The sequence below is a fragment of the Amycolatopsis thermalba genome (assembly GCF_003385215.1).
GTDB lineage: Bacteria > Actinomycetota > Actinomycetes > Mycobacteriales > Pseudonocardiaceae > Amycolatopsis_E > Amycolatopsis_E thermalba.
Genome location: NZ_PQHW01000025.1, coordinates 57,861 through 68,637 on the forward strand (window position 1 = coordinate 57,861; position 10,777 = coordinate 68,637).

Annotated in this window: 12 protein-coding genes; 5 read left to right on the forward strand and 7 right to left on the reverse strand. The window is 74.6% G+C overall.

The features are described 5' to 3' along the window. Nucleotides 1–30 precede the first annotated feature (30 nt). Nucleotides 31–357 (forward strand): hypothetical protein, encoded by a 327-nt coding sequence (locus D0D15_RS13175; RefSeq protein WP_094006793.1) that lies wholly within the window; start codon nt 31–33, stop codon nt 355–357. A 3-nt stretch (nt 358–360) separates the two neighbouring features. On the opposite strand, the gene nudC is transcribed toward D0D15_RS13175, so the two are convergent. The 5 genes from nudC to D0D15_RS13200 are packed head-to-tail and all read right to left on the reverse strand — an operon-like array spanning nt 361 to nt 5,891. Further along, a complete protein-coding gene (gene nudC, locus D0D15_RS13180; RefSeq protein ID WP_094006794.1) occupies nt 361–1,368 on the reverse strand; it encodes an NAD(+) diphosphatase in 1,008 nt (335 codons plus the stop codon). After that, complete coding sequence (locus tag D0D15_RS13185; RefSeq protein ID WP_094006795.1) at nt 1,365–2,747, reverse strand: M16 family metallopeptidase; 1,383 nt, start codon at nt 2,745–2,747, stop codon at nt 1,365–1,367. The genes nudC and D0D15_RS13185 overlap by 4 nt, the downstream gene beginning before the upstream one ends. Next, a complete protein-coding gene (locus tag D0D15_RS13190) occupies nt 2,744–4,021 on the reverse strand; it encodes a M16 family metallopeptidase (protein WP_094006796.1) in 1,278 nt (425 codons plus the stop codon). Before D0D15_RS13190 ends, D0D15_RS13185 begins: the two co-directional genes overlap by 4 nt. 19 nt (nt 4,022–4,040) lie before the next feature. Beyond that, nucleotides 4,041–5,312, reverse strand: a complete 1,272-nt coding sequence (locus tag D0D15_RS13195; protein ID WP_094006797.1) for a DUF2207 domain-containing protein — start codon at nt 5,310–5,312, stop codon at nt 4,041–4,043. A 9-nt stretch (nt 5,313–5,321) separates the two neighbouring features. Continuing rightward, nucleotides 5,322–5,891 carry a TetR/AcrR family transcriptional regulator gene (locus D0D15_RS13200; protein ID WP_094006798.1) on the reverse strand — a complete coding sequence of 190 codons (570 nt, stop codon included), beginning with the start codon at nt 5,889–5,891 and terminating at the stop codon, nt 5,322–5,324. 75 nt (nt 5,892–5,966) lie between these two features. Between D0D15_RS13200 and D0D15_RS13205 the strand changes: the two genes are divergently transcribed. Further along, entirely contained in the window at nt 5,967–6,677 is a 711-nt protein-coding gene (locus tag D0D15_RS13205) for an SDR family oxidoreductase (RefSeq protein WP_198958291.1), read from the forward strand. Between the two features lie 218 nt (nt 6,678–6,895). On the opposite strand, the gene D0D15_RS13210 is transcribed toward D0D15_RS13205, so the two are convergent. Then, nucleotides 6,896–7,810, reverse strand: a complete 915-nt coding sequence (locus tag D0D15_RS13210; protein WP_233157370.1) for an RDD family protein — start codon at nt 7,808–7,810, stop codon at nt 6,896–6,898. A gap of 22 nt (nt 7,811–7,832) precedes the next feature. On the opposite strand from D0D15_RS13210, the gene D0D15_RS13215 reads away from it, so the two are divergent. The 3 genes from D0D15_RS13215 to D0D15_RS13225 are packed head-to-tail and all read left to right on the forward strand — an operon-like array spanning nt 7,833 to nt 9,371. After that, nucleotides 7,833–8,837, forward strand: coding sequence for a stage II sporulation protein M (locus D0D15_RS13215; RefSeq protein WP_094006800.1), 1,005 nt, complete (start codon nt 7,833–7,835; stop codon nt 8,835–8,837). 47 nt (nt 8,838–8,884) lie between these two features. After that, on the forward strand, nt 8,885–9,097 hold the full coding sequence (locus D0D15_RS13220; RefSeq protein ID WP_233157371.1) for a ribbon-helix-helix protein, CopG family: 213 nt from the start codon (nt 8,885–8,887) through the stop codon (nt 9,095–9,097). Further along, on the forward strand, nt 9,078–9,371 hold the full coding sequence (locus tag D0D15_RS13225) for a hypothetical protein (RefSeq protein WP_233157372.1): 294 nt from the start codon (nt 9,078–9,080) through the stop codon (nt 9,369–9,371). Before D0D15_RS13220 ends, D0D15_RS13225 begins: the two co-directional genes overlap by 20 nt. A gap of 188 nt (nt 9,372–9,559) precedes the next feature. Here the strand turns inward: D0D15_RS13225 and D0D15_RS13230 are convergent. Beyond that, nucleotides 9,560–10,777, reverse strand: a 1,218-nt coding sequence (locus D0D15_RS13230; protein ID WP_162830565.1) for a DUF58 domain-containing protein, incomplete at its 5' end; no start/stop codon positions are given.

Sequence of the window (10,777 nt, forward strand, 5' to 3'; positions counted from 1 at the left end):
GCGACCGGGATGCCGGGCCATACTGGTCTCATGCGGCAGGTCTTCGCGCACGACGCGGTGCTCGGGATGGCCCCCGGGGCCGACGAGCGGGCTCCCGGCGCAGCAGTGACCGTGGCGTTGTGCGGCCACTGGGAGCACGAGCCGCCCTGTCCGCTGGCCCCGCACCACGTGCGGGCCGACCGGCGCGGCGACGAGCTGCACGTCCGGGTGCTGTTCGCCGCCGAGCCCGGTGCCGAACGCGAGGTCCGGCACCGGATCGACCGGGCCCTGTCCGAGCGGTGGCAGGTCCGCGCGAGCCGGGCGAGCGACGTGTCACCGGCCGAGGCCGGCCACGCCGAACGTCTGGTGCGCGGCTGAGGCTCAGCCGCGGTCCGCGTACGCCCAGGCCTCCAGCATCACGCGCGCGATCGACGAGTTCCCCGGCAGGATCAGCTCGCTCGCCCCGTCCAGGATCGGGACCGGCTCGCCCTTCGCCTCGAACGCCGCGCGCACCTCGGCGCGCGGCACCCACAGCGCGGCCTCGATCTCACCGTCGGCGGGGACCAGCGGGCGGGACGGGTCGGCCTTCGCGGTGAAGCCGAGCATGATCGAGCGCGGGAACGGCCACGGCTGGCTGCCCAGGTAGCGCACATCGTGGACCTCGGCGCCGACCTCCTCGCGGATCTCCCGCACGCAACAGCCTTCGAGCGACTCACCGGCCTCGACGAACCCGGCCAGCACCGAGTACCGCCCGGGCGGCCACACCGGCTGCCGCGCCAGCAGCACGTGCTCGCCGTTGACGCCCTCCTCGTCGTGCACCAGGCAGATCACCGCCGGGTCGGTGCGCGGGTACTCCTCGCGGCTGCACGCCTCGCACTGCGACGCCCACCCGAACTGCACCAGCCGCGTCGGGCTGCCGTCGCGCACGCAGAACCGCGCCTGCCGGTGCCACACCCGCAGCGCCTGCGCCGTGGTGAACAGCCCCGCCGCCGTGTCGTCCAGCTGGTCGCCGTACGCCCGCAGCGTCACCCACAGCTCGCCGCCGGCGCGGGGCACGTCTTCGGGCACGCCCCAGCTGCCCGGCATCCCGACGATCTCCGGTTCGCCCTCCGGCTCACCCGGCAGCGCCCAGTAGTCGACGCCCTGCCACTCGCCCAGGAACACCGCGTCGGCGGGCGGCTCCTCGCCGAAGGCCAGGGCCTTGCGAGTCGCCAGCACCGCCTCCCCCTCGCGCACCGGCGTCCGCAACTGCTGGTCCAGCAGCATCACCTGCGCGTCCGGCCAGCGGGTGCGCAGGCGCTCGGGGTTGGTCCGCAACATCTCCTGACGGTCCACAGTGGACCGGGACAGGGTCGGCAGGCGGCCCAGGGTGAACGGTGCGACGGTCACTTCCCGGGCTCCCCCACGACGACGCCGCCGAGCGCGGTCAGCTGCGGCGCGAGCGTCTCGGCGTCACCCACCACGACGCCGGTGAACCGGGTCGGGGCGAAGAAGTCCAGCGCGGCCTGCGCGACCTCGTCGACGGTGACCGCGGCGACCCGCTCGGGGTGCTCGGCCAGCCACTCCGTGCCCAGGCCGGCCGCGGTCAGCGCGGCGAGCTGGCTGGCCAGCCCGGCCTGCGAGGACGTCGCGGTGAGCAGCGAGCCGACGGCGTACTGGCGCACCGACTCGACCTCCTCGGCCGTCGGCGGCACGACCGTGAGCCTGCCCAGCTCGTAGCGGGTCTCCAGCAGCGCGGCCGCGGTGACCTCGTTCGCGGTGTCCGCGTCGACCCCGACCGTCGCGGTGGTGCCGGTGAACTCGAACCCGGAGTGCGCGCTGTAGGTGTAACCCTTGTCCTCGCGGATGTTCTCCACCAGCCGCGAGGAGAAGTAGCCACCGTAGGTCAGGTTCGCCAGCTGCAGCGCGGCGTAGCGCGGGTCGGTGCGCGGCAGGGACTCCGCGATGAGCCGGATCTGCGACTGCACCGCCCCGGCCCGCGGCACCAGCAGCAGGTCACCGCCGGTCACCTCGGGCAGGCCGGGCATCGCCACCGCGGACGCCTCCGACGACCAGCCGCCCAGCACGCGCTCGACGTCCCCGGCGATCTTCTCCGGGTCGATGTCGCCGACGATCACCAGCACCGAACCACGCGGCAGCACCGCGGCGGTGTGCAGCGCGCGGACGGCCTCGGGCGTGACCTGCTCGACATCGGCGGCCTGCGGGACCTCCCGGGTCGCCGGGTGGTCGCCGTAGACGTGCCTGAGCAGCGCCTCGCGGGCGATCACCCGCGGCTGCGTGCGGGACACGGCCAGCCGCTCGACCAGCCGCGCCGACTCGCGCGCCACCTCGTCGTCCACATAGGACGCCGCGGTGAGCGCGTCGGCGAGCACGTCCAGCAGCGTCGGCAGGCCGGCGGCCAGGCCGTTGCCGGAGATGGTCAGCCGCTCCGGGTCGACCACGGTGTCCAGCTCGCCGCCGATCAGCGCCAGCTCGGTGTCGATCTCGATGCGGTCGCGCCGGGCGGTGCCGGTGAGCATCGTCTCGGCGAGCACCTCCGCGGTGGCCGCGTGCAGCGGCGCGGTGCCGCCGAACGGGATCCGCAGGCGCAGCTCCACCAGCGGCACGGTCGGCTTGCGGACCGCGAGCAGGCGCAGGCCGCTGGGCAGCACGGTGTCCACATGGGACAGGTCCGCGGCGGCCTTCTGCGCACCCAGCTCCGGGACCGGGCGCGGCCCGGTGGCGGTGCGGCCGATCTCCTCGGCGCTGCGGTGTCCGGCGGTTGTCACTTCGCTCCCCCTTCGGGCTCGACGAGCAGGACCGCGCGCGAGTCGGGCCGCAGCGCCTTGGCGGCGGCGGCCACGTCCTCGCTGGTGACGGCCGCCATCCGGTCCGGCAGCCGGGACACCAGCGTCGGGTCCCCGTAGAGCAGTTCGAACGCGCCGAGCGACAGCGTCCGGGACATCAGCCGGTCGTGCTCGGCGTGCAGGCTCGCGCTCCAGCGCGCGGTCACCTTGGCCAGTTCCTGGGCGTCCGGCGGCGTGGCCGCCAGCTTCTCCAGCTCCTCGTCGATCGCGGTCAGCACCCGCTCCGCGGAGACGTCCGGCGAGTGGATGGCGGTGATCGAGAAGGTGTCCGGGTCGCGCGCCTCGAACGGGCCGAACAGGCCGGCGCCCGCGCCGATGTCGGTGACCAGCGGTTCGCGGTGCACCAGCCGCTGCTGCAGCCGGGAGCCGTCGCCGTCGGTCAGCACCCCGGCCAGCACCAGGTTGGCGAGGTAGGCGTCCAGCTCGCCGACGGGGTCCGGCAACCGGTACCCGACGGCGAGCGCGGGCAGCGGCGCGTGCGGGTCGGTGTGGTGGCCGCGGACCTCACCGGACGGCGGCGGCTCGGCGAACGAGCGCTTCGGCGGCGCCGGGCGGTGCGGCACGTCGCCGAAGTGCTTCTCGATCAGCTCGCGGGCCCGGTCCGGCTCGACGTCACCGGCGACGGTGAGCACCGCGTTGGCCGGCGAGTAGTAGGTGTCGAAGAAGGCCGCGCAGTCGTCCAGGCCGGCCTGCTCCAGGTCGGTGAAGTCGCCGTAGCCGTTGTGCGCGTTGGGGAACGTCGAGTACAGCACCGGCGGCAGGAGGATCCACGGGAACCCGCCGTAGGGCCGGTTCAGCACGTTGAGGCGGATCTCCTCCTTGACCACGTCGATCTGGTTGGCGAGGTTCTCCCGCGTCAGCTTCGGCGCGCGCATGCGGTCGGCCTCGAGGAACAGCGCGCGCTCCAGCGCCGCCGAGGGCAGGACCTCGTAGTAGTCGGTGTAGTCCGGGTGGGTCGACCCGTTGAAGGTGCCGCCGCTGGACTGCACGAGCTTGAAGTGCGCGAGCTTCTCCAGGCTTTCGCTGCCCTGGAACATCAGGTGCTCGAACAGGTGGGCGAACCCGGTGCGCCCTTCCGGCTCGGAGCGGAAGCCCACGTCGTAGTGCACGGCGACGCCGACCACCGGGGCGGTCGGGTCCGGCGCGAGCACTACGCGCAGGCCGTTGTGCAGGGTGAAGCGGGAGGTCTCGGCCATGGGCCCCACCATACGGCCATCACGGGGCCGGGGTCCGCCGACGGTCCTGCAGAGCGGCGAGGAATTCACCGAGAGCGAACGCGGTGTCCGGCACCGGCCGTCCGAGGGCGAGCGTGTAGGGGACGAACCGCTCACCGGCGGGCAGTTCGGCCGGGTCGCGCAGGCGGCGGTCCAGCGTGCGGCCGCGCCGGGTGAGCGCGGGGAGGAACCGCGCGCCGAGCGCCAGGGCGAGCCCGGCGAGGGTGAGGATCACGCCGAGTTGCGCGTACCCGGTGGTCAGGGCGAGCACGATCGTCAGGAACAGCCCGTAGCAGGCGATCCGGATGCCGGCCCGGCGCGCGCGGCCGGGCGGGCGGAGCCAGCCGCGGCGGATCGCGTCGGCGGTCAGGGCTGGCCCGGGATCCTCGCCGGCCAGGACGCGGCGCTCGAACGCGGTGAGCCGGTCGTCGGGCGGGTGGACCGGTGCGGCGTCCGGCCCGAGGTAGCCGCGGACCGCGAGGTCGACGGCGGTGACGTCGGCCGGGTTCTCGTTGCGGAGCAAGGCGATGTGCCCGGGCAGGACGCCGTCCGGGGTCGAGAACGGCTCGGCGGTGAACCCGGCGGGCAGCGGCGCGCGGGCACGGCGGGCGAGCGCGAGCGACACCGCCCCGGCGAGGAGCAGGAGCCCGAAGGCGACCCACGCCCAGGCGACGGGTGCGGTGAGGACGAACGCGCCGGCCAGGGTCTTCGCGGGCAGCAGGCGGGCGTTGGCCGGGACCGTGCCCGGCGGGAGATCGACCGCGATGTCCAGCGTCTGGCCCGGCTCCAGGCGCTGACCGGAGAAGCGGGTCAGGCCGGTCTGGTCGTTCTGGGCGGCGGCGCACCCGGTGCAGCGGACGCCGATCGCGATGCGCGGCGCGGCGAAGCTCGCGCGGACGAGGGTGCGGGCGGTGTCCCAGCCGTCCAGGGTCCAGGTCACCTCGAGCCGGTCACCCGCGTCCCGGACGGCACCGTCCACTGTGTACCGGATGATCGAGGTGCCGGGGTTCAGGCGGAGGGTGACGGCCTCGTCGCGCCGCTCGGCCGAGCCGGAGCCCTCGATGCTCAGGTCACGCAGCGTGTAGACCCGGTCGCGGTCGCCTCCGGCCGGCGTGCGCAGCGGGATGGTGCGGGTGGTGCGGGCGCCGGTGTCGATCGCCTCGACGACCGACAGCGAGCCGTCGGGCTGGAGCCGCATCTCGACCTCGGCGCTGTTCGGCAGGGCCGGCAGCGGCGGTGTCATCAGCAGGAGGGCGGCGCACAGCCATCGCACCCGCGCAGGTTAGCGGGCGAGCAGGCGCGCGATCGCGGCGGTGATGTCGGCGGCGAGCCGGTCGTCCACCGGGGCGTGGCGGCTGAGCAGGCGGTACCACATCGTGCCGAACGCGAAGTCGACGACGAGCGGGAGCGGGACGTTCTCGGCGAGTTCGCCCGACTCCACGCCGCGCCGGAGGATCTCGCGCAGGGCGTCGCGCCGGGGGCCGATGACGGTGCCCTGCAGGCGGGCGGACAGGTCGTCGTCGGTCTGGGCGTCGGCCATCAGGCCGATCAGGGCCGGGCCGGTGATCTCGTGGGTGAGTTCGAAGGTGCGCACCAGCACCCGCTCGACGTCGCGCAGCGTGTCGCCGGTGTTCCGGTCGAGGCCGGGCTCGCGGGTGCGCAGGTCGATGAGGGCGTCGAGGAGGACCTGGGCGCGGTCGGGCCACCAGCGGTAGACGGTCTGCCGTCCGACGCCGGCCTCGTCGGCGATCGCCTTGATCGTGACCTGCTGGTAGCCGTCCCGGTGGCAGATGCGCAGGGCGGTGTCCAGGATCGCGCGCCGGGCCTCTTCGCTGCGGGGGCGTCCTCTCATGCGCGGCACTTTACAAGACACCGTGCCTCGGATATGTTTTCGGCGCATAGTGTCTCGAAATTGAGGAGAGAGATCGTGACCGAACGAGTCGTGATCCTGGGTGGCACCTCCGGCATCGGGCTGGCGACCGCGCACCGGATGCTCGACAGCGGCCGGGAGGTGATCGTGACCGGGCGCGACGCCGGGAAGCTCGACGCCGCGCTGGCGAAGCTGGGCGACGCGCGGGGCGAGGTCGTGGACGCGCGGGATCACGCGGCGCTGCAGGCGTTCTTCGGGTCGACCGGGCCGGTGGACCACCTGGTCGTCACCGTCACCGGGGCGCCCGGGACGACGGCGTTCGCCGAGCTGACGATGGACGGCCTGCGCGAGGGCGTGGACGGGAAGCTGGTGCCGCACACCGCCGCGGCGCGCGCGGCGCTGCCGGTGCTGCGGGGTTCGCTGACGTTCGTGACGGCGGCGTCGGCCGGGGCGGCGATGCCGGGGACGGCCGCGCTGGCGGCGGTGAACGCCGGGATCGAGGCGATGGTGCCGGTGCTGGCGGTGGAGCTGGCGCCGGTGCGGGTCAACGCGGTGTCGCCCGGGGTGGTCGACACGGCGTGGTGGGACTTTCTGGACGCCGGTACCAAGGCGGCGACGTTCGAGGCCATCGCGGCCGGGCTGCCGGCCCGCCGGGTGGGCACGCCGGACGACATCGCCTCGGCAATTGCGTTCCTGACGGAGAACACCTACACGACCGGAGTGGTCCTCCGAGTCGACGGCGGCGGACGACTGGCCTCGGCGGCCTGATCCAGACGGCGGGGGCGGGTCCGGCCGGAAGATCAACTCGTCGGCTCCCCCGGCCCGGCGGCCGCCGGCGTGGCAGGCAGCGCCAATGGCTGCTGCGTCACCGGGATCCAGCCCCCCGCCGAAAGATCAACTCAGCGGCGCAAACCCGCGCGGCGGCATCGACTCCCCGGCCCCACCACCAACGCGCGGCCCCCACCACGCCCAGCCCCGCCGGAAGTTCAACTCGGCGGCGCGAACCCGCGCGGCGGCGTCGGCTCGCCCGGCGCCGCCGGCAACGGCGCGGCCGACGGCGTGGCGGCGGGCAGCTCGCCCGGCGCCGCCGCCGACGGCGTGGCAGGCGGCGCCAACGGCTGCTGCGTCACCGGCGTCCAGCCGGGCGTTCCGGCGTACCCACCGGCCCGGCGCCGCCGCTCCGCGAGTACCGCCTGCAGGTACGCCCACGGCGGCACGCCCCACGGCGGCGGCGTCCCGATGCGCACCGCGACGTCCTGGGCCAGCTGGTGGCCCAACGGCTCCCGCGCCCGGTCGCTCAGCTCGGCGTACCTCGCCAGGTACTGCCGCGCCATCAGCGCCAGCTCGTCGCTCAGCCCCGTCAGGTCGAGCTGCGCCGCCCAGCCGGCCAGCGCGGGCGGCATCGCGATGTTCGGCGCCACCGTCCGCGCCGCGCGTTCCCGGATCACCACCGTGCCCGCCAGGTAGTCGCCGACCCGCTTGGACCGCGGCGAGAACAGCGACACGAACAACGCCACCGCGCTCCACGCCAGCACCGGTCCGAAGTCGACGATCGCGCCGGCCAGTGCCCGCGTCAGGGCCTGCCGGAAGCGGATCGGGCCACCGTCGTCGCGCACCACGCGCAGTCCCAGCGCCATCTTGCCGAGCGTGCGGCCGCGGCTGAGCGTCTCGAACAGCACCGAGTACCCGACCCGCACGAGCACGAAGAAACTCAGCGCCAGCGCGGCGAACAGCGCCTCGTCGGTCACGCCGGACACGGACAGGGCCAGCATGAAGAGCACGAGCGCGGCGGCCTGGACCGCCACGTCGATCGCGAACGCCGCGGCCCGGCTGGCGAGCTGCGCGATCGGCAGCTCCAGCACCACGGCCTCGCCGGTCACCAGATCGGGTTCGCCTGTCACGCGCTCACTGTAATCTGCCCCCATGGACGTGGACCTGTTCGTCGCGGCCCACCGCGCCGAATGGGCCCGGCTGGACCAGCTGCTGGCCGCCCGCAGGCTGACCGGCCCGGAGGCCGACGAACTGGTCACCCTGTACCAGCGTGCCGCGACGCACCTGTCCGTGGTGCGGTCCTCGGCGCCGGACCCGGCCCTGCTGTCCTGGCTGTCGTCGCTGGTCACGCGCGCCCGCTCGGCCGTCACCGGCTCGCACACGCCGGCCTGGCGCGAGGTCGGGCTGTTCTTCGCGCAGCGCTTCCCCGCCGCCGTCTACACGACGGTCCGCTGGTGGCTGCCGACCGCGCTGGTGTCGATCCTGGTGGGCGGGCTGATCGGCGCGTGGATCGCGTCCGACCCGCAGGTGCAGGCGAGCATCGCCGCGCCGGAGGAGATCCGCGCGCTCACCGAGCCGGGCGGCCAGTTCGAGACGTACTACTCCAGCAACCCGGCCGCCTCGTTCGCCGCGCAGGTGTGGACGAACAACGCCTGGGTCGCGGCGGTGTGCCTGTTCTTCGGGGTGCTGCTGGGGATCCCGGTGCTGGTCGCGCTGTGGCAGAACGTGCTCAACGTCGGGCTGTCGGCCGGGTTCATGGCCGCGGCCGGGCGGCTGGACGTCTTCTTCGGCCTGATCACCCCGCACGGGCTGCTGGAGCTGACCGCGGTGTTCGTCGCCGCGGGCACCGGCCTCCGTCTGGGGTGGACGGTCGTCAACCCGGGACGGCGGTCCCGCGCGGCGGCGCTCGCGCAGGAGGGCCGGGCGGCCGCGGGGATGGCGCTCGGGCTGGCGTGCGTGTTGTTCGTGTCGGGCGTGATCGAGGCGTTCGTGACGCCCTCCGGGCTGCCGACGTGGGGGCGGATCGCGATCGGGGTGGCCGCCGAGGTCCTGTTCCTGGTGTACGTGTTCGTCCTCGGGCGGCGGGCCGTGCGGGCCGGGGTCACCGGGGACACCGGCGTGCGGGAGCGCGGCGACCTGTTGCCCGAGGCCGGGTGACACGCCGCTGCCCGGGATCGTCGGTACCGGGTCTTATGGTGGCAGGCATGCGGCTGGAGCTTTCCGATGACACGTACGCGCAGGTGACGGCCCTCGCCGAGGCGGCGGGGCAGTCCGTGGGCGAGTGGGTCCGGGCTGCCGTCGAGCGCGAGGCGTACCGGCAGCTGTGCGAGCAGCAGGCGCGGTGGAACGCCGAGCACCCCGAGCAGGTGCGCGCCGCCGCGGACGAATGGCGTGCCCGTGGCTCTTCGGCCGCGTAGGGGCCAGATCTGGACGGTGTCCGGCGGCTCGCGGCGGGTGCTGGTCTTCTCGGGCAACATGCTGAACGACATCGACGACGAGCACGTGGTGACGATGGAGGTCATCGAGCACGCCGTGCCGCTGAGCGTGGCCACCGGCGCGGGCGGCTGGGTGCGGTACACGTGGCTGGACCACGTGCCGAAGGAGTCGCTGACGCGCCAGGTCGGCGAGGTGCCGGAGGAGCTGATGCAACGCCTCAGCACCCGCCTGTTCATGGTGATCGCCACCGACTGAGCGCGGAACTCACGCGCCGGAACGTGGAACTCGCGCGCCGGAACGTGGGACTCACGCGCCGGAGCGTGGGACTCACGCGCCGGAACGTGGGACTCGCGGTGGGCGCGAGTCCCACGTTCGCGCGGGCGAGTTCTGCGCTCCGGGCGGTGAGTTCTGCGGTTGTGCGGGTGTCTCCGCGCGAACCGCCGTCACAACCGGCCGGCGGCCTTCAGCGCCAGGTACCGGTCGGCCAGCGCGGGTGCCAGCTCGTCCGGCACCGCGTCCACCACCTCGACCCCGCGCTGCGCCAGCAGACCAGTCACGTGCCGCCGCTCCGCCAGGGTCCGCTCGGCCGCCGCCGCCTCGTAGACCGCCTCCGCGTCGCCGCGGGCACGGACCATCGCGGCCACCCCCGGGTCCGTCACGCCGGCCACCAGCAGCTGGTGCCGCCCCACCACGGACGGCAGCACCGGCAGCAAACCCTCCTCCAGCGGCGCCGCGTCCAACCCGGTCAGCAGCACCACCAGCGACCGCCGCCGGGCGCGGCGCAGCACCTGCGCCACCATGCCGCGCGCGTCGGTCTCCACGAGGCTCGCCTCCAGCGGCGCCATCGCGTTCACCAGTCCCGGCAACAACTCCGCGGCCGCGAGCCCGCGCACGTCCGCCCGCACCTGCCGGTCGTAGGCCAGGAAGTCGACCCGGTCCCCCGCCCGCGACGCCAGCACCGCCAGCAACAACGCCGCGTCCATCGCCGCGTCCAGGCGCGGCGCGTCGCCGACCCGGCCCGCCGACGTCCGCCCGGTGTCCAGCACCAGCAGCACCCGCCGGTCCCGCTCCGGCCGCCACGTGCGCACCATCACGTCCGCCGCCCGCGCCGACGCCCGCCAGTCGATCGACCGCACGTCGTCGCCGATGACGTACTCCCGCAGCGAGTCGAACTCCGTGCCCTCGCCCCGGACCAGCGCCGCCTGCCTGCCGTCGAGCTGCTGCAGCCGTGCGAGCCGCGACGGCAGGTGCTTGCGGCTGGTGAACGGCGGGAGCACCCGGACACCGCCCGGCACCCGGTGCGACCCCTGCCGCCCGGCCAGCCCGAGCGGTCCCAGCGCGCGCACGGTCACCCGCGCCGACGACCGGTCGCCCCGCCGCACGGGCGTCAGCCGCACCACGACCGACCGCCGCTCCCCCGCCGGCACCGCGATCCGGAACCGGTCCTGCTCGACACCGGCGCTCGGCGGCCACGCGTCCCGCAGCATCCCCCGCAGCGGACGGGATCCCGGGTTGGTCACCGACAGCGTCACCTCGACCGTCTCGCCGAGCCGCGCCGCGCCCGCCCCGGACCCCGCGAACCCCCGCCCCCGCACCAAAGCCGCAAGCAGCAGATCCACGACGACACCGAGCTCGATCACGCCCAGCACCGCGACCCCACC